Genomic DNA, 17,059 nt, shown 5'->3' on the forward strand with positions numbered 1-17,059 from the left:
CGGAACCCTGCTCGATTGACCCTTCCAGCATCACGTCGACTATTGAAGTATGACCGTAATTTAAAGCGACCGCAAGAGATGCGCCGACATGATGACGGTGAGGCCGCGACAGCGGGTCAGTTCCGCCGGAGGTCCACCCCCTCCCCCATGAACCAGCCCTCCGTGTCGCGGCAGCGCACGAGGTCACTCCGCAGAGATGTTGATGGCCGTTCCGCCTGCGCCCCCGAAGGCTTCGACCCGGTCGGCGATCACGGGGCCGGGGCAGGATCGTGGAGGATTCAGGGACCGCTGGTTGATCCCTTGGACGACATCGGAGGCACTGTCATCGGCAGCGGGAGGCAGCCCAGCCCGTCGATGATCAAGAGTTCGGGTCCGGCGAGGAACCGCAGGTCTTCCAGCAGCTTGGGCGCCACAGGAGGGGAGGCCCGGTCACGCCGGCCGGTGAGCAGCGGGAGAGAACCTGCCGGCGTCGGGCTCTTCTTCAACAGCCCCAGCCTCGGGCTGGAGCCGTGGTGCGCCTGGGGCTGGGGGTGCGTTAGACGCGCTGTCCCACGTCCAGCAGGGCGAGGGCGTTGTTCACCCCTTGATCGAGGAGCTCATCAGCCAGTCGGCTGTCGGTCAAGGCGCGGGAAAGCTGAAGCGTTCCGGCCATCAGGCCGAGGAGACTGAGCGCCTTCACGCGAGCGGACGCCGGGGCCTCGGGCGCCATGCGGGCGGCAATGCCGTCGATGAGCGCCAGCACGCCGTCGGTGTAGGCCTGCCTGGTGGTGTCGGTGCAGCGCCCGATCTCGTCGAGCAGAGCGGCGTTCGGGCAGCCCTCGCCAGGGGTGTCGCGATGCTGGGGGGACAGGTACCCGCGCACGATCTGCTCGAGTCCGGCACGGCCAGGCGCAGCCCGAGCGACGACACTCTCGGCCTGCACCCTCAGCTGGTCGGCGATCGCCGTGGCGACGAGGTCATTCTTGGATTCAAAGTGAGCGTAGAACGCACCATTGGTCAGCCCTGCGTCCTTCATGAGCGTCGAGACCCCGGAGCCATCGATACCGTCCTGCTTGAACCGGCGGCCCGCCGTCTCGATGATCCGCCGCCTCGTCTCCGACTTGTGCTCTTTTCCGTACCGCACCACGGCACACACTCCTTCGCCGGCCGCAAGGACCGGTTGCCCTCCACCGACTTCACCCCAGCCTATGATATTGCGAACGTAATCCAAAGGAGGTCGACGCTCACGTCCAGGACGCCGTCGACAACCGCCGCCGGCGCTCCATGTCCCGCCGCGGCCGAGGGCCCTGCCTGCTGAGTCACAGCCGAGGGGCGGGTACCGGGAAGAGCATGCAACTGCTGGTGGCGTGGGCGAGGAGACGGTCCTTCGCGTCGACCAACTGGGCCTGGGCGAGAGCCGTTTGGCGACCCTTGCTGACGACCGTGCCGATGGCGCGCACCGGGCCCGTGTCCACGGTGATCGGTCGCAGGAACTTCACCGTCAGGTCGAGCGACGTGTACGCCACACCCTGCGGGAGGGTGGACTGGACGGCGCAGCCCGCCGCCGAATCGAGCAGGGTGGCGAAGACGCCGCCGTGCACGCTGCCGATCGGGTTGTAGTGCTCCTCCCCCGGCGTCATCGAGAACACCGCCCTGCCGGGCTCCACCTCGTCCAAGGCGAAGTCGACGGTGCAGCTGATCGGCGCCCTCGGCAGCCGCCCCGCCTGCACCTCGCGCAGGAAGTCGATGCCGGCCATGCGTCCGGCGGCCTCCGCCGAGATCGCGGGATCGTCCCAGTCATACGTACGCGTTCGCCCCACGGTCCAGCGTCCTTCCCTCTGGCGGTCAGCTGACTTTTACAAGTGAAGCTAGGCTCACGCTCACCTGACTGTCAATGGTGAAGGCAGCTCGCTTACGATGGCGGAATGGAGTGGCTTGAGGCGAGCACGGAGAACTGCCCCGTCCAGCGCACGCTCGACGTGATCGGGGAGAAGTGGACACTGCTGATCCTGCGTGACGCCGTCAACGGGGTCCGCCGCTTCGATGACTTCCACCGCCACATCGGCCTGTCGGAAGCCGTCCTCAGCGACCGCCTCCGCAAGCTGACCTCGGCCGGCATTCTCAAGACCGTCCCCTACCAGGAGCCCGGCAGCCGCTCCCGCAACGAATATCGCCTGACCCGCAAGGGCTGGGACCTATGGCCTGTCCTGATGGCACTGAGCCAGTGGGGCGAGGCGTACGCCCTCGGCTCCGAGGGCCCTGCACTGGACGTCCGCCACACCAAGTGCGACGCTCCGGTCCGCGTCGTCGTCGAGTGCTCTGCGGAGCACTCCACCCTCACTCCCCGTGAAGTCACCGCACGGCTGGGCACGGGCGCCCGCCCCCGGTCATGAGCCATCGACCTCGCGGTCGGGGGCCGTCACGTCGATGGTGAGGTTGGAAGGCTCCCCGCAGGAGGCGGGACCTGCGCCGCCGGGCAGGTGCTGGACGAACCGGGCCGGCGGGGCGGCGTGGGAGGCAGGAGCAGCGCGACGCGGTCGTAGCTGAACGATCCTTGCTGAGGATCTTGTCGGTCTCGGCGTTGGTCACCATGGTCTCGTGGGCGATCTCGAGGTCGCACCATGGGGAAATCGACGCGATGGCGCCGCGCAGCGGCTCTTCTTGTCACGGAGGCGAAGCGCCAGGGCGACTGCGATGAACCCGCCGATCGAGTGGCCGATCGTGATGATGTTTCCCGGCTCATAGCCTTCGGACAGCAGCCAGTTGAAGGCCGCCTCCGCGTCGTCCAGCTGAGCCGGGTACTTGTGTTCCGGTGCTCGCCGGAAGAGTCCAGGACCAGTACGGGGACGGGCCCCCTCCGGGCCAGCGCAACCCTAACCACCTGAGTTTACTTTCCTATACTCAGAGAGTAGCGTCGTGGCCAGCCCATCAACCCGGCCGCACGCGGGGAACGGGCGCGCAGGGGGGACCTGCGCGAAGAATCAGATCGACTACCGGATACCCACGCAGAGAGACGGCCGACATGAAGGCATTCGTCGTCGAGAAGTACGGCAAGGACGGTGCGCGCGCCGCAGACGTACCCGAGCCCACGGTCGGAGACCGCGACGTCCTGGTCAGAGTGAGCGCCGCCAGCATCAACCCGCTGGACAAGATGGTCCGCAACGGGGAGTTCAAGCAGCTCCTGAAGTACAGGCTTCCGTTCGTGCTCGGCCACGACGTGGCCGGTGTCGTGACGCGGGTCGGCTCCGCCGTACATGGCTTCGAAGTCGGCGACGAGGTCTACGCCCGTCCGCGCGACCTGCGGATCGGAGGCTTCGCGGAGTTCATCGCGATCGACATGGACGATGTCGCGCCCAAGCCGGCCTCCCTCACCCTCCAAGAGGCAGCCGCAGTGCCGCTGGTTGCCCTGGCAGCCTGGCAGATGCTCGTCGACCGGGCCCAGGTGAAGCCGGGGCAGAAGGTGCTCATCCACGCCGGTGCCGGTGGCCTCGGCTCGACAGTCATCCAGCTCGCCAAGCACCTCGGCGCAACCGTAGCGACGACCACGAACGCCAAGACCGAGGAGTTGGTCAGGAATCTCGGTGCCGATGTCGTCGTCGACTACACCAAAGAAGACTTCTCGAAGGTGCTGTCCGGCTACGACCTGGTGCTGGACTCCCTGGGCGGGGCGAACCTCGAGAAGTCGCTGACCGTGCTCAAGCCCGGCGGCCTGGCCATCAGTGTCGTCGGACCGCCGGACGCCGGCTTCGCCAAGCAGCTCGACGCCCCCTCCTTCCTAGGCCTGATCATGAACACGCTCAGCCGCAAGATCCGCAAGCAGGCGAAGGCTCTGGGCGTGCGCTACCAGTTCTTCTTCATGCAGGCCAACGGCTCCCAGCTGCGCGAACTCGGCGCCCTCTACGACAGCGGGAAGCTCCGCCCGGTCATCGACAGCACCTTCCCGTTCGACCAGACCCTTGAGGCGATGGCGCACGTCGAGCAGGGCCGCACCAAGGCCGGCAAGGTCGTGGTCTCGATGGTGCCCGACAACGACTGAGACCGCTCCGGCCGCAGACCCTTCCTGCGGCACGGCCACCGGAGGCCGACGACGCCCTTGGACCTGTCGCTTCGCCCGCGGCGCACGTCCATGGTGCGATGGAACCGGGGGCGGAAAGGAGAGCGATCATGTCCGCAGCGAAGCGAACGAGTGTCGCCGCCCCGGTGTCGGTCCGCCCGCTGGTTGAGCCCGACCTGGATCGGGCCGACGAGATCTTCAGACTCGCCTTCGGGACATTCCTCGGGGCCCCTGAGCCGGAGACGTTCTTCGGGACCGCCGACTACGTCCGCACCCGCTGGGCGGCAGATCCACACGCGGCCTTCGCAGCGACCGTCGAGGGCGAGGTCGTCGGATCGACCTTCGCCGCCAACTGGGGCAGCGTCGGGTTCTTCGGCCCGCTGACCGTACGTCCGGACCTGTGGGACCAGGGCATCGGCAGGCGTCTCATGGAACCGGTCATGGCCTGCTTCGACGTCTGGGAGAGCCGCCACCTCGGCCTGTTCACCTTCTCGCACAGTCCCAAGCACCTCGAGCTCTACCGCCGGCACGGCTTCTGGCCCCGATTCCTCACAGCCATCATGAAGAAGCAGGTCACCGTCAGTGCCGCAGTCCCCGGCCGAGTGCTGTACGGCGAGCTGACCGCCGCTGAGCGGCCCCACGCACTGAACCTCAGTCGCACACTGACGGGGGCCGTGTACGAGGGCCTGAGCTTGGAACGCGAGATCATGGCCACACAGGCGCAGGGACTCGGTGACACCATCCTCCTCGAGGGCGCCGACTCCCACCTCGACGGTCTGGCTGTCTGCCACTGCGGAGCGGGGTCGGAGGCCGGTGAGGACGTGTGCTTCGTCAAATTCGGCGCCGTACGCCCTGGCCCGGGCGCCGCGGACCGGTTCGAACGACTGCTGAATGCGTGCGAGCAGCTGGCCACCGAGAAGGGACTGGGGCAACTGGACGCCGGAATGAACCTGGCCCGCCAAGATGCCTACCGGCGCATGGTCGACCGCGGTTTCCGTACCTGGCTGCAAGGCGTGACCATGCACAAGCCCAACGAACCTGGCTACAGCCACCCGGACGCCTATGTGATCGACGACTGGCGCTGAGTCCACTGCCGTACTCGGCTTCGGGGAAGACCCTATGCCGTCAGGGGAGGACCGACACCAGAACTCCCCCTGAACGACCTGCCGCTGACCGCCCGTCACCGTTCCTACTGACCACGTCGGCATACCCCAGGATCACGAGACGTCAGCCCTACGACACCGCGCCTTGAAGGTCAGTAACAACACGGTCCGGCAGCTGGAGAAACGCCTGTCAGCTCAGCTCAGCTCAGCTAGGCGAGAGCGCATGGGCCGAGTCGGGCCTGGAGCCCCGGTCGACATCGACCAGCTCCGACGCAGCATCGCCGTGCTCGAACGGGACCTCGCCGACAAGCGGGGCGAGCTCGATGAGAGGACGGAGGAGCTGGAAGCGGCGCGGGCCGGCCGCGAACCGGGAACGGACCCGGGCGTTGCACCACGCCCCGCAAGACTGACGCCAGCTGAGGGCCTGGTGAGTCACAGGAATGGGTCCTATGTGGCACTGCCGCCGGGGACCCACCTCATCCCCGACACGATGCTCGGCCCTGACCCGACGTAGCCCTTGGCCGCGCAAGGCGCGCTCCGGCGGGCGCATCCCGCCTCGACCGCCGTCCCGAGCAGACCGACGCGACCGCGACCGATCTTGCGCGGCCCGAGCGGGAACAAATACTTGGCTAGCCACGCTTTTACTGTTACGTTGAATTAGTGGCCAGCCACATAAGTGGGTGGTGACACGAGAGGAGTCGTCATGAAAGCCATCCTGTTCGACCGCTTCGGAGGCACGGAAGTGCTGCGCGAGGCGGACATCGAGGCCCCGCAGCCCGGCCCGGGGCAGATCCGCGTCCGCGTCAAGGCGGCCGGGCTGAACGCGCTGGACGGCAAGATCCGCTCCGGGGCGCTGGAGGCCGTGTTCCCGACGCCGTTCCCCGCCGTCCCCGGTGGTGAGCTCGCCGGGGTGGTGGACGCCCTGGGTGAGGGCGTGCGGGACGTGCAGGTCGGTGACGAGGTGCTGGGCTGGTCGGACACCGGCTCGTACGCCCAGTACGCGCTGGCCACCACCGTGGCCCCCAAGCCCGCCGGCCTCGACTGGCAGCACGCGGTCGCGCTCCCGGTTGCGGGCGAGACGGCCGAGCGGGTCCTGAACCTTCTCGGCGTCACCGCCGGGGAGACCGTCCTCATGCACGGCGCGGCCGGAGCGGTCGGAACCCTGGCGGTCCAGCTCGCCACGGCCCGCGGAGCGCGTGTCATCGGCACCGCCGGCCCCGCAAACCAGGAATACCTCGCCGCGCTCGGCGCCACCGCGACCGTTTACGGCGAGGGCCTGGTCGAGCGGGTCCGGGCGCTCGCCCCCAATGGCGTGGACGCGGTGTTCGACCTGGCCGGGAAGGGAGCCCTTGAGGACTCCATAGCCCTGCGGGGCGGCACCGAGCGCATCGTCACCATCGCCGACTTCCGCGCGCACCACCTCGGCATCACCTTCGCCAACGGTCCCCAGGAACGCTCGGCCTCCCGCCTGGCCGCCTTGGCCGAGGACGCCGCGGCCGGCAAGGTCGTCACCACCGTCACCGCCTACCCGCTCGCCGAGGCCGCCGCGGCCCAGCAGGTCAGCGACGCCGGGCATGTCCGGGGCAAGCTCGTCCTCACCCTCGACTGACCACGCCCTCCACTGCACCCACCACACCCACCGCCCTCCCGATGACCACCTGGCCATCACCACACCGAAGGACCACGCATGCTGAACTCCCTGTGGACACCGACCACCGTCGGTGACATCTCCCTCCCCCACCGCCTGGTCATGGCCCCCATGACCCGTGACCGCTCCACCCCTGAAGGCGTACCGACCGAACTGAACGCCGAGTACTACGCCCAGCGGGCCTCGCACGCCCTGATCATCACCGAGGGGACCCAACCCTCCGCCGACGGCCAGGGCTACCTCCTCACCCCCGGCATCCACAATGACGAGCAGATCGCCGGGTGGCGCAAGGTCACCGACGCCGTGCACGCTGCCGACGGCCGGATCGTCATCCAGCTGATGCACACCGGACGCATCGCCCACCCCGACAACACCCCCCACGGGCGCCGGCCGGTGGCCCCTTCGGCGATCCGGCCGCAGGGTGCGATGTTCGCCGCGTCCGGGCCCCAGGACATGCCCACCCCCCGTGCCCTGTCGACGCAGGAGGTTGTGGCGACCGTCGAGGACTTCCGCCGCGCCGCGGCAGCTGCCATCGCGGCAGGCGCCGACGGCGTGGAGATCCACGGAGCCAACGGCTACCTGGTGCACCAGTTCCTGTCCGACAACTCCAACCAGCGCAGCGACCGCTACGGCGGTTCCCTCGACAACCGAATCCGCTTCGCCGTCGAGGTCGCCACCGCCGTGGCCGACGAGATCGGCGCCGACCGCACCGGCCTGCGCATCTCCCCCGGCAACCCCTACAACGACATCGCCGAGTCCGACACCTCCGAGCTGTATCCGGCGCTCCTGGACGCCCTCAGCCCGCTCGGCCTCGCCTACCTCCACATCCTCCACGCGGGCGACGACGCGCTGCTGACCACCCTGCGCGCGCTGTGGCCGACCACGCTGATCCTCAACCGGGCCGGCACCGACCTGCCCACCCGCGCCAAGGACATCGACAACGGCACGGCCGACCTCGTCTCCGTCGGCGCCCTCGCGCTCGCCAACCCGGACCTCGTCGAGCGGCTACGCTCTGACGCGCCGCTGAACACCCCCGACCCGGCGACCTTCTACGGCGGCGGAGTGGCCGGCTACACCGACTACCCCACCTACACCGTCTGAGGAACCGAATGCCCGACCCCGCTCCCCGCATCCCCACGACGGCCGGCGAAGGGCCGATGAGCTACGCGATCTTCCAGCTCGCCCGTGCTCACCGCGCCCGCGCCGCCGCCATGCTCCGCGAGATGGACCTGCATCCCGGACAGGAACTGCTGCTGATGCACCTCCTGGACCGGGACGGCCAGACCCAGTCCGAGCTGCTCGACAGTGTCGGCCTGGACCACTCCACCGTCTCTAAGTCCCTACGCCGCATGCAGGACGCCGGCCTGCTCATCCGCGAGCCGGCCGAACACGACCGGCGCGTCATGGTCGTCCACCTCACCGACAAGGGACGTGCCATGCGAGGGCCCCTGGCAGACATGTGGCGGACCCTGGAGGAGACCTCCACGCAGGACCTGTCGGCGCAGGAGGCAGAGGCCTTCGTCCGCACCGCCTACGCCATCGCCGACGCGATCAACAGCCGCGCCGTTGCAGGGGAAGAGACCGGGTAACCACCCGCGGCTTGCATCCCGGTTCCGGCCTGGAGTGCGGATCGTTTCCGGTGTTCCTGCTCAGTGGACAGCGCTGCAGTTCACGGTCACATGCCCGCGAGGTCAGTGGTGCCACAGTCCCTGAACTCGCCGGTGCCCGGCCGCCCGTGGGTCAGGGTCGGTCGCGGCTCGGTCAGGGAAGGATCTTGATCGAGCTTTGCCGGCAGCTCGGGTGGAAGGACGCCGCGGGCGAGATCGACTGGGACATCTCGGTGGAGTCCACGTCGTGCACGCCCATCAGCATGGGGCAGGCGCCCGCACCGAGCGGCTGCCGGGTCCCGGCGTCAAATGGGGACGAAGCAACGGGACACCAGGACGAGACGTCACGGCAGAGGCTGCTCGCCCGTCTGGTTGAGGTGGTGCGGGAGGTCAGCGCCTGGGCCGCTTGCGCGGCGGGTTCACCAGCAACTCCGCCTGAGCGCCGACGCCGCTGCCGCCCGCTGCCCCTGGTCGCCACTCCGGGACAGCGGGCAGACTGCACCCAGTTCGAGTCGGTCCTGGAGAAGACCCGTGTCCCGCTTCAAGCTGCGCGGCAAAAATGGACCGGACGCGCCGGGGCGCCCCCGGCCGTGAGGCGAACGCCGGTGACGAAACTGAGCCCAGTTCCCGCAAGAACGGTGAAGAAACCAGGCAGATCTGCCGCGTGTTCTTCGAATCGCCGGGCACGAGGAGCAACGGAGGTTGATAACTATGGTTCCCCTGCTTCTCGTCCTGCTTCTGGCCCTGGTCCTCTTCGGCGCGGGATTCGCACTGAAGGCACTGTGGTGGATCGCCGTCATCGTGCTGGTCGTCTGGCTGCTGGGCTTCGTGCTGCGCAGTGCGGACACCGGCGGCCGCAAGGGCCGCTGGTATCGCTGGTAACCCACCCAACAGCAGCAGACCTGTGGGCCCCGGGAACACCCGGGGCCCACAGGCATGTCCCGCTTCAGGACATCTCCCCGAGCGGCGGTGCAACCACCACCTTCCCGGGCACAAGGCCTCACAGCTGAGACCCGGTGGTCGCTCTCAACGCCCTATGAGGATGCTTCGTTCAGGTGATGGCGGCCAGAACAAGCGGCCAGCACTGCCGCGAGGCCCTCTTGCAGATCTTTGACGAAATACTCGGGAACCTCCAGCGACGGGAAGTGTCCCCCCATTTCGGGTGACCTCCATCGGACGATTTGTCGGTACCGCTCCTGCGCCCAGGGGCGCGGACACTTCTCGATGTCGCGGGGATACATACTGATTGCTGACGGGACGTCGACCCGAAGTTCGGGGTCCAGCGAGTTGTGGCTTTCGTAGTAGATTCGGGCCGCCGATGCGCCGGTCCGCGTCAGCCAATACAGGGTGACGTCGTCGAGAACCCTGTCTATGGAAATCGTCTCGAACGGGCTGTCTTCGGTGTCCGACCACTCGGCGAACTTGTCAAGGATCCAGGCGAGAAGCCCGACCGGTGAGTCGACGAGCGAGTAGCCGATGGTCTGCGGTCGGGTCGCCTGCTGCTTCGCGTAAGCCGCGCGGTGGCGCCAGAAATCGCGGGTTTCCTCGGTCCACTTGCGCTCGGCCGCCGTCAGCCCGTCCGTTGTCAACCCGGGCGGCGCCTCCGCGAACAATGTGTGGATGCCGAGAACGTGCGCCGGGAACCTGCCGCCGAGAACCGTGGTGATATTCCCTCCCCAGTCGCCACCGTGGGCTGCGAACTTGCTGTAGCCGAGCCTGCCCATCAGTTCCACCCATGCGGCCGCGATCTTTTCGGTTCCCCACCCGGTGGTGGCCGGCTTGTCGCTGTACCCAAAGCCCGGTAGCGACGGGACCACAACATGGAACGCCGGCGCGTCTGCATCTTTCGGATCTGCCAACTCGTCTACTACATCGATGAACTCGGCAATGCTGCCTGGCCAGCCGTGCGTCAAGATCAGAGGGGTGGCATCTGCGCGCGCGGATCGGCGGTGCAGGAAGTGGATTCCCAGATCATCAATGGTCGTGCGGAACTGGCCGATGCGGTTGAGGCGCTCTTCGAACGACCGCCAGTTGTACCCGGTGCGCCAGTAGTTCACGACGTCGACGAGGTCGGCGAGAGGAACGCCCTGCTCCCATCGGTGAGGGCCGGGCGCGGCGGGATAGACCGTCTCAGCCTCCGGTAGTCGCGCCGCGGCCAGTCGCGCGCGCAGATCGTCGAGGTCAGCGTCAGTTGCGTGGGCTTCAAATGCTTGCACGTCGCTGGTTGGACGGGGCATGAGACCTCCTGGCCATCGTGGAACCGGCTGCGAACCACCGCGAACCGGCTAAGGCGGTTCTACCACGCCTTCGCGCCCGCATGGAACCTGCTAAGGTGGTTCCATGCGTGCTGAGTTTCCTGACTTCCGCCTCGGTAACGTGCTGGCGACCAGCTTCACGGGGACTCTTTCGGAGCGTCATGGCAACGCCGTGGAGCGCATCCCCACGCCGCACCGGCTCATCGACTGGCTGGCAGTGAACGGCCTCGTCGTGGACTCCTGCACTACTGCCCAGCTCGACCTCGCTCGGGAACTGAGGGAGTCGATTCATGCCGCCGCGACAGCGACCGCGATCCAGGACGCTCTCCCTGCGTCTGCTGTCCAAGTCATCAATGACTGCAGCGTTCAGGGTCGGGCCGCGGCGATCCTGACGCCCGAGGGCACGCGGCAATGGCAGCTCAGTTCGGCTTCCTGCGTGGAAGATGCCCTCAGTGTGATCGCCGCCGACGCGGTCAGCATCATCGCAGGCGAGCGAGACGGAAAATTGGCCTTGTGTGCATCACCAACCTGCCAAGCCGCCTTCTTCGACACCAGCCAAAGCCGCACCCGCAAATGGTGCGACATGAACACGTGCGGGAATCGCCAGAAGAAGGCGCGCTTCAATGCCAACCAGCGCAACATCCCTAGATCGGTGGAGTGATCGTCACCTCGGTACATCACGTTTACGTTTACCGATCGGCGACGTCCATCGGCTCTTCGCAGTAGGGGCGGTGATCGAGTGCCGGGTCGCCGAGTCGGATCCGTGGTGCCGGAAGTGCGGGTCGGAGGATGTGGTGCGCGACGCAGCCACGCGGCGGCTGACGGAGAGCCGTTGGGACACCGCGCATCCGACGGGGTCGACCCGGGACTTCTTGCGGCGCTGCTTCTTCCGCTGCTCAGGCCACTGTCCGTCCAAGGCCCGCCGAACCGTCCTCCAGGTCACGTTGTGCGTGCGCCGTGAGCACGGAGTGTCCGCGGCGGACGTTCGTGGGAACGGATTACTCCGGATGACATCAGGATGCACAAGTGCGAGATGTTCGGCCGGGCCGGATTCCAACTCCGGCGAAAATGCACTCTCAACATCGCCCAGCTCTGGGTGGAGTGCGCACCCTTGCTGGAGCCCGGTGGGCGAGCCTCGGTACGACTTGCTCCTCTTGCTCCCTCGCAGTGGCAGAACCTTCAGCCCGGCCGACTGATCACCATGCACGAGGACCGAGCCGTGGCAGGCACGGCGGTTGTCCTGGAGGTTCAGCGCCCTACAGCCACGCCCACCGCATAGAAGCCAGCGCCGTCGGCTCGTGACGTCAGTGAAGAGAAGTTCCGGGGCGTGGGCGCCGTGCCGAGCGTCACGGCCGGCGCCCAGGTAGCGGTGACCGGATGGGCCGCATGGTCGGGGGTGCCGAGGAGTAGAACTCCCCCTTCCCACACACATCGGCGAGTGTCGGTGGGTTCGGATGTCGGCTGGTGCGGAACAGCGCCTCGGGCGCTGTCGGTGGGCAAGGGCAGACTGATCACATGACCGCATCGCGCAACAGCTCTCGACACCTCCGCGCCGAGCTCGCTTGGGTGCAGTCGATGGGCGGCCCGTTGATCGTCATCCCGGCCTCTGCTGTGGACCAGTGGGGTGGCTGCACGGAAGACGGGATCATCGTCGGCGGGACTGACGTTCCCGACGACTACGACCGCGCGTGTGACGTGGAGAGCTTGGCTGGGATCATCGATGTGGGCACCGAAACCTCGGGGTTGGTGCTGGCCGACGAGCCAGCCACGACCTGCTACCTCTCAGAGCGGAATGTCTTCGTGCGATGGCTCGCCGCTGATTCAGATGCCGAGCTCCTTGAGGCCGCGAGGGCCGTCTTGGACGACCCCGCCACCGACTGGGAGGACTGCGGAGTGTGGGAGACCGATGGATCGGCGATTCTCCTGGATTCCGCCGTAGCCGGAGCGAACCTCACCGTGGAGTACCCGGACCAGGGAGGACTGCCGGAGCAGGCCCGGATTCCAGGTAGGCGGTTCTGACGGCTCCCACCGCCCACCGTTTCAGCAGCGAAGGAGCTGACCCCCGAGGAACCGCTGGAGGACAGCCGGGCGCATCTGGGCACAGAGATCGTGCAGGGCAACGCATCGCGCGGCTTCGGAGGGAAGCCCGGGGCGCTGGGTCGGAAAGAGCCGGGGTGCGTTCTGGTCGTTGGACATCACTAGGGCGTGTCTGATGGGGCGGTGACGGCCCGCATCGCGGATCGTTCCCGGCCGTTCGGTGCGAGTGACTCATCCGCTGTGGAGTGGCGTCGACCGGAAGCGCAGTTGCCGACGATCGGGCGGGGCGAACCTCTCTGCGGTCCTTCGCCCCTTCGGCCCAATCCGGGGCGCCGGGGCGATCCGACACCCCACGTCTCGACCACCATAAGCGGGATGAGGCTTCCAGGCGATAGGCACGAGACCGCTCCGATGTCCGACGAGGCCCAGGCAAGGGTCGGGAAGCGGCTGGACGACGTCGCCAAGATCCTCGCCGGTGCCCTGGTCGCTGTTGCAGGCATCATGACCGCACTCGGGCTCACGAGCGACATCGTCTTCGTCGCGCTCAACAACGAATCGTGGCCCATCTATGTGGCCTCGCTCTGCGCCATCCTCGCCATCGTGTGCAGCATCGTGGCACTGCTGATCCGCCCGACGCCCCGGGGGATTCTGTGGGAGACCATCGTGCTCATTCTCGGGGTGATCTTTTACATGGCGTCGTTGAGCGTGGCGGTCGTGGGCGCCTCGAAGGCAGCGGGAGGAAATGGGCGCCCCACCATCACCGACGTCGAGTTGAGAGGTCACCGGTCTGATCTGACGCTGAGCTTCACCGTACGTGCGCATGGCGTTGACGCATGGGCGGCCGTGGAGGTATACGCAGACGCCGTGGACCAAGACATGGATCCCCTCGACGAAAGGATCGATTTCTACAGCAGTTACCTCAGGCCCGATGACAAAGGTGTGGTGAAGCAGCGGGTCAGTTCACCGATTACCGTGCCGACGGAAGCCTGGGGCGTCGAGATCGGCGCCGTGGCCGCCGGCGGATCCCAGGACTGCGAGTCCCTCACAGAGCGCGGCCCGGCATGCGCGACGATCCAGTTCCCTCCGACGACCCGGCGGTGAACCCCCTTGGCCCTCCAGCACGCCGATTCCTACCCGTTCCGGACGGACGGCCCCAGCCCGAGGGACTGTCCGGTTGGTCACGTTCGCAGCCACAGACGCATCGCCGTGCCCATGTCCTCCATGTGGTTGGTGGAAGCGGATGCTGTGGTCCTCGGTCGCGGACTGGACGTTGATCGGCACGGTGACCAGGCCGAAGCTGAGGGCGCCGTTCCACACGGTTCGGGGCACCGCAGACTCCGCAGTAGTCCCGAGCAGCACCAGCCTGAGAGCGCCGCGCCAGTGGCACACCCCTCCTGCGCGGCCGCGGGGTGAGGAGACGGCTTCTCCAACCAGACGGCCTGCAGGATGCCCTCGATTCTGTAGTGGGCAATCGCGAAGAGGCTGAGCAGCAGGTAGACCTCGAGGCCGGGACGCCCGTCACCAAAGCGTTCGTAACCGCCTCGTGCTGGGCGAGATCGGCAGCCGGACCGGCGGCGCACTGACCGACCCCCCCATCCGCGCGGGCACCGGCTTGGACCTCGACCTCGACCTCGACCAGCAGTGGTTGCGGCCCAGGTCATACGTCAGGGTCCGATCGCTCGCGGCCCTGCACGCGGATCCCCCGGCCCTTCGTGGTGAGGAACCTCTGCGGGGTACGGTGGCAACGGCGTACCGGGGGGAGTCAAGTCCGGTGTTTATGCGGCGCGTTACGTCCTGACCGGTGCCGACGGCCATGAGGTCGAGTGGCGGGCGCAGGAACTCGACCGGCGGTACGCCACGGGGGTGCGGTGGACGGGACACCGCGGCGAAGACGACCACGCGGCCCTCGACTGACAGCAGTTCGAGCCCGCTTCGAACCGTGCAGCCCTGTACGAGCCGTACGAACGACCTGAAGCGGAGAGCCAGGGAGCGGAATGCGCTACATCTTCATCGGGTCCGGAGCCATCGGCGGTTCGATCGGGGGGCGGTTGCACGAAAGCGGCCGGTCCGTCGTCCTGGTCGCCCGCGGCGCACACTTCGAGGCGCTGCGCGCCAACGGGCTGCGGCTCAGAGTCCCCGCCGGCACGCTCACCCTCGACGTGCCCCTCGTGGCACGGCCCGAGGACATCGAACTGCGCGAGGACGACGTGCTCGTCCTCGCCGTCAAGACCCAGGACAGCGTGGCCGCCCTGGACGCCTGGGCCGCACGGCCGGTGGTCGGCGGCGGCACGGCGGGCGAACGCCTGCCTGTGGTGTGCGCCCAGAACGGAGTGGAGAACGAGCGCCTGGCACTGCGCCGCTTCCACGAGGTGTACGGCATGTGCGTCATCCTGCCGAGCACCTACCTGAACCCGGGTGAGGTCGTCGCGCCGTGCGGCCCGTACACCGGCGCCCTGGTCCTCGGCCGGCACGGGACGGGCTCGGACGAGACCGCCCGGCGGATGGCGGACGACCTGGAGAAGGCTCACTTCCTGGCTCCGGTAGCGACGGACGTGATGCGCTGGAAGTACGGAAAACTCCTCGGCAACCTCGCCAACGTAGTCGAGGCAGTGTGCGGGTCCGCCTCGGACGCCGCCGCGCAGGACCTGGTCGCCCGGGCGAAGGCCGAGGGCGCCGCGGCCCTCGACGCCGCGGGCATCGCCTACGCGAGCGAGGCCGAGATCACGAAGCTGCGCAGCGGAACGGTCGACCCGCAGCCAATCCCCGGCGAGCCCACTCGCGGCTCGTCCTGGCAGAGCCTGGCGCGGGGCGCGGGCTCGATCGAGACGGACTACCTCAACGGCGAGATCGTGCTGCTCGGCCGGGAGCACGGCGTGCCCACCCCGGTGAACGCGGCCCTTCAGCACGCCGCCCGGGAGAGCGTGTCCCAGGGCCGGGAGCCGGGCGGTCTGACGGCCTGGGAACTGAGCAGGCGCATCGCCGAAGGTGTCACTGCCTGAGGACGATAGGGATGATCCACCGTCCGGGGGGGGGCGCCCCCGGACTCATTGGCGCCGGGGTCATTGACGTCGGCGGCAGCCGTGATGTGGGGCGGGTCGTTGGCTGCCGCGAGGACGCCGCCTCACGGCCCCGGCCGAGCGCGCTGCCGTCTACGGCCGTGAGGCTTTCCCGCTGCCCGCGCCTAGGGTGATCACCATGGCGTACATAACACCGCGTTCCGACGGCCAGGCGCGAGCGATCATGTTCGTAGGAGCGCTCTTGTCCCTGCCGTCGGGTGTCGGCCTGATGGTCGGCGGGCCGCTCAGCGCCTTTACCGCTCTGGGTGCGGCCTTCACCGCGGTGGGAGTGTGGTTCGCCTGGCGCTGGTGGCTACTGCTGTCCGAGTTTCCAGGGCGGAGCAGTCGGTTGCTGCTCATAGGTGCAGCGCTGAGCGTCGTGAGCACTGTGCTGCTGGGGCTCAGCGGCTGGCTGTACTTCAACACCACCCAGCCCGGCGACGGGCTCTCCGCCTTCGCCTGGACCATCGCAGTCGGCAGCGCGGGGATCGCCTGCCTGATCGGCCGAGTCGTGGTCGGCGTGCAGCGGCAACTGCAGCACCGTCGCCGGGGCTCGTAGCAGGTGTCCGCAATCGCTGTCAGCGGTGCGTCGCTGGGCTGACCCGCCTGATGTCGTGCGTGGTCGGGTACTTGGTGTCCGCCACAGCCCTCCGCCCTTCAGAAGGGGCATCCCAGCACGGTGTCCTCGCGGCGGCCTTCCCCGGGCTCCATGGTCGGCAGGTGGCGCCGAGCACCCGAACTCCGCAGGGTCGGCTGGGCGTTCCCTCACCCAGCAGCCGCGGAAACAATCCCTGACAGCTCACCAGGTCATAGCAGTACTCCAAGCCGCTCTGCTGCATCCGGGTGGACCCTCACGCCGACCGCAACCGGCTTCCCCTCACCCGAAGTCCCCCTCCACAACACAAGCGTTGAAAGGAGCCTGTCCATGGCCCACACCACCACGCCTTGCCGGCCGTCCTGGGCACACGACGACTTCCTGCTGCCACCGCCCAACCCCACCCAGCGCCTCAACTTCACCCTCGCCCCCCAGGACGTGCACCGCCTGGAACTCCACGCGGCACTGACCACCGCCGGCGTCGCCCCCATGCCCGGCGACCGCGAAGCCATCGACTACCTCAGCACCCTGCCCGACGACGTCCACACCGCGCTGCACCGCTGGCTCACCCACACCACCCAATAGCCAGCCCCCACCGGGACGCTCATGACGAAGGCGAGTGCGGGCCGAGCGGCAGGTTCAGCTGCTTCAAGACCAATATGGCCGCAGCCCTGCGAGCGAGGGCCACATGCACGGACCCTAAGGTGGGCGGTAAGCCCCCCGGG

At 68.0% G+C, this 17,059-nt stretch carries 17 protein-coding genes and 1 pseudogene; 13 read left to right on the forward strand and 5 right to left on the reverse strand.

What is annotated here, in order from left to right:
• Positions 1-535: 535 nt before the first annotated feature.
• Positions 536-1,126 (reverse strand): TetR/AcrR family transcriptional regulator, encoded by a 591-nt coding sequence (locus tag AB0G20_RS28075; RefSeq protein WP_361307033.1) that lies wholly within the window; start codon positions 1,124-1,126, stop codon positions 536-538.
• Between the two features lie 172 nt (positions 1,127-1,298).
• Positions 1,299-1,799, reverse strand: a complete 501-nt coding sequence (locus AB0G20_RS28080; RefSeq protein WP_361307035.1) for a PaaI family thioesterase — start codon at positions 1,797-1,799, stop codon at positions 1,299-1,301.
• Positions 1,800-1,904: 105 nt separating this feature from the next.
• On the opposite strand from AB0G20_RS28080, the gene AB0G20_RS28085 reads away from it, so the two are divergent.
• Positions 1,905-2,372: a helix-turn-helix domain-containing protein gene (locus AB0G20_RS28085; protein WP_361307037.1), complete on the forward strand. Its 468-nt coding sequence runs from the start codon at positions 1,905-1,907 to the stop codon at positions 2,370-2,372.
• Between the two features lie 192 nt (positions 2,373-2,564).
• Here the strand turns inward: AB0G20_RS28085 and AB0G20_RS28090 are convergent, their stop codons facing one another.
• Positions 2,565-2,768, reverse strand: coding sequence for an alpha/beta hydrolase fold domain-containing protein (locus tag AB0G20_RS28090; protein ID WP_361307452.1), 204 nt, complete (start codon positions 2,766-2,768; stop codon positions 2,565-2,567).
• A gap of 233 nt (positions 2,769-3,001) precedes the next feature.
• Here AB0G20_RS28090 and AB0G20_RS28095 point away from each other — a divergent pair, with 233 nt between their 5' ends.
• From AB0G20_RS28095 to AB0G20_RS28120, 6 genes are all read left to right on the forward strand, one after another.
• The gene (locus AB0G20_RS28095) at positions 3,002-4,015 is read left to right on the forward strand and encodes an NADP-dependent oxidoreductase (RefSeq protein ID WP_361307039.1); all 1,014 of its coding nucleotides are present in this window, start codon (positions 3,002-3,004) and stop codon (positions 4,013-4,015) included.
• Between the two features lie 128 nt (positions 4,016-4,143).
• The gene (locus AB0G20_RS28100; protein WP_361307041.1) at positions 4,144-5,118 is read left to right on the forward strand and encodes a GNAT family N-acetyltransferase; all 975 of its coding nucleotides are present in this window, start codon (positions 4,144-4,146) and stop codon (positions 5,116-5,118) included.
• Between the two features lie 721 nt (positions 5,119-5,839).
• Complete coding sequence (locus AB0G20_RS28105; RefSeq protein WP_361307043.1) at positions 5,840-6,745, forward strand: NADP-dependent oxidoreductase; 906 nt, start codon at positions 5,840-5,842, stop codon at positions 6,743-6,745.
• Positions 6,746-6,823: 78 nt separating this feature from the next.
• Positions 6,824-7,885 (forward strand): alkene reductase, encoded by a 1,062-nt coding sequence (locus AB0G20_RS28110; RefSeq protein WP_361307045.1) that lies wholly within the window; start codon positions 6,824-6,826, stop codon positions 7,883-7,885.
• An 8-nt stretch (positions 7,886-7,893) separates the two neighbouring features.
• Positions 7,894-8,373: a MarR family winged helix-turn-helix transcriptional regulator gene (locus AB0G20_RS28115; RefSeq protein ID WP_361307047.1), complete on the forward strand. Its 480-nt coding sequence runs from the start codon at positions 7,894-7,896 to the stop codon at positions 8,371-8,373.
• A gap of 729 nt (positions 8,374-9,102) precedes the next feature.
• Positions 9,103-9,273 carry a hypothetical protein gene (locus AB0G20_RS28120; protein WP_030853914.1) on the forward strand — a complete coding sequence of 57 codons (171 nt, stop codon included), beginning with the start codon at positions 9,103-9,105 and terminating at the stop codon, positions 9,271-9,273.
• Positions 9,274-9,425: 152 nt separating this feature from the next.
• On the opposite strand, the gene AB0G20_RS28125 is transcribed toward AB0G20_RS28120, so the two are convergent.
• Positions 9,426-10,628 (reverse strand): epoxide hydrolase family protein, encoded by a 1,203-nt coding sequence (locus AB0G20_RS28125; protein ID WP_361307049.1) that lies wholly within the window; start codon positions 10,626-10,628, stop codon positions 9,426-9,428.
• Between the two features lie 103 nt (positions 10,629-10,731).
• On the opposite strand from AB0G20_RS28125, the gene AB0G20_RS28130 reads away from it, so the two are divergent.
• The 3 genes from AB0G20_RS28130 to AB0G20_RS28140 all read left to right on the forward strand — a co-directional run bounded on the left by AB0G20_RS28130 (position 10,732) and on the right by AB0G20_RS28140 (position 13,784).
• Entirely contained in the window at positions 10,732-11,307 is a 576-nt protein-coding gene (locus AB0G20_RS28130; protein ID WP_361307051.1) for a CGNR zinc finger domain-containing protein, read from the forward strand.
• A gap of 854 nt (positions 11,308-12,161) precedes the next feature.
• The gene (locus tag AB0G20_RS28135; protein WP_361307053.1) at positions 12,162-12,665 is read left to right on the forward strand and encodes an Imm21 family immunity protein; all 504 of its coding nucleotides are present in this window, start codon (positions 12,162-12,164) and stop codon (positions 12,663-12,665) included.
• 429 nt (positions 12,666-13,094) lie between these two features.
• Entirely contained in the window at positions 13,095-13,784 is a 690-nt protein-coding gene (locus AB0G20_RS28140) for a hypothetical protein (RefSeq protein WP_361307055.1), read from the forward strand.
• Positions 13,785-13,904: 120 nt separating this feature from the next.
• On the opposite strand, the pseudogene AB0G20_RS28145 reads toward AB0G20_RS28140, so the two are convergent.
• Positions 13,905-14,012, reverse strand: a pseudogene (locus tag AB0G20_RS28145) (Ku protein); the annotation flags it as partial.
• Positions 14,013-14,677: 665 nt separating this feature from the next.
• On the opposite strand from AB0G20_RS28145, the gene AB0G20_RS28150 reads away from it, so the two are divergent.
• The 3 genes from AB0G20_RS28150 (at position 14,678) to AB0G20_RS28160 (ending at position 16,919) form a co-directional block, all read left to right on the forward strand.
• Entirely contained in the window at positions 14,678-15,682 is a 1,005-nt protein-coding gene (locus AB0G20_RS28150; RefSeq protein ID WP_361307057.1) for a 2-dehydropantoate 2-reductase N-terminal domain-containing protein, read from the forward strand.
• Positions 15,683-15,878: 196 nt separating this feature from the next.
• A complete protein-coding gene (locus AB0G20_RS28155) occupies positions 15,879-16,298 on the forward strand; it encodes a hypothetical protein (protein WP_361307059.1) in 420 nt (139 codons plus the stop codon).
• A 366-nt stretch (positions 16,299-16,664) separates the two neighbouring features.
• The gene (locus AB0G20_RS28160) at positions 16,665-16,919 is read left to right on the forward strand and encodes a hypothetical protein (protein WP_361307061.1); all 255 of its coding nucleotides are present in this window, start codon (positions 16,665-16,667) and stop codon (positions 16,917-16,919) included.
• Positions 16,920-17,059 lie beyond the last annotated feature (140 nt).

Source organism: Streptomyces sp. NPDC024017, assembly GCF_040638895.1.
Lineage (GTDB): Bacteria > Actinomycetota > Actinomycetes > Streptomycetales > Streptomycetaceae > Streptomyces.

Bases quoted from the DNA above. Each gene is read 5' to 3' on its own strand.
- AB0G20_RS28085 (WP_361307037.1), top strand. From the start codon at position 1,905: ATGGAGTGGCTTGAGGCGAGCACGGAGAACTGCCCCGTCCAGCGCACG.
- AB0G20_RS28120 (WP_030853914.1), top strand. From the start codon at position 9,103: ATGGTTCCCCTGCTTCTCGTCCTGCTTCTGGCCCTGGTCCTCTTCGGC.
- AB0G20_RS28150 (WP_361307057.1), top strand. From the start codon at position 14,678: ATGCGCTACATCTTCATCGGGTCCGGAGCCATCGGCGGTTCGATCGGG.
- AB0G20_RS28110 (WP_361307045.1), top strand. From the start codon at position 6,824: ATGCTGAACTCCCTGTGGACACCGACCACCGTCGGTGACATCTCCCTC.
- AB0G20_RS28105 (WP_361307043.1), top strand. From the start codon at position 5,840: ATGAAAGCCATCCTGTTCGACCGCTTCGGAGGCACGGAAGTGCTGCGC.
- AB0G20_RS28130 (WP_361307051.1), top strand. From the start codon at position 10,732: ATGCGTGCTGAGTTTCCTGACTTCCGCCTCGGTAACGTGCTGGCGACC.
- AB0G20_RS28140 (WP_361307055.1), top strand. From the start codon at position 13,095: ATGTCCGACGAGGCCCAGGCAAGGGTCGGGAAGCGGCTGGACGACGTC.
- AB0G20_RS28135 (WP_361307053.1), top strand. From the start codon at position 12,162: ATGACCGCATCGCGCAACAGCTCTCGACACCTCCGCGCCGAGCTCGCT.
- AB0G20_RS28125 (WP_361307049.1), bottom strand. From the start codon at position 10,628: ATGCCCCGTCCAACCAGCGACGTGCAAGCATTTGAAGCCCACGCAACT.
- AB0G20_RS28155 (WP_361307059.1), top strand. From the start codon at position 15,879: ATGGCGTACATAACACCGCGTTCCGACGGCCAGGCGCGAGCGATCATG.
- AB0G20_RS28160 (WP_361307061.1), top strand. From the start codon at position 16,665: ATGGCCCACACCACCACGCCTTGCCGGCCGTCCTGGGCACACGACGAC.
- AB0G20_RS28095 (WP_361307039.1), top strand. From the start codon at position 3,002: ATGAAGGCATTCGTCGTCGAGAAGTACGGCAAGGACGGTGCGCGCGCC.
- AB0G20_RS28100 (WP_361307041.1), top strand. From the start codon at position 4,144: ATGTCCGCAGCGAAGCGAACGAGTGTCGCCGCCCCGGTGTCGGTCCGC.
- AB0G20_RS28115 (WP_361307047.1), top strand. From the start codon at position 7,894: ATGCCCGACCCCGCTCCCCGCATCCCCACGACGGCCGGCGAAGGGCCG.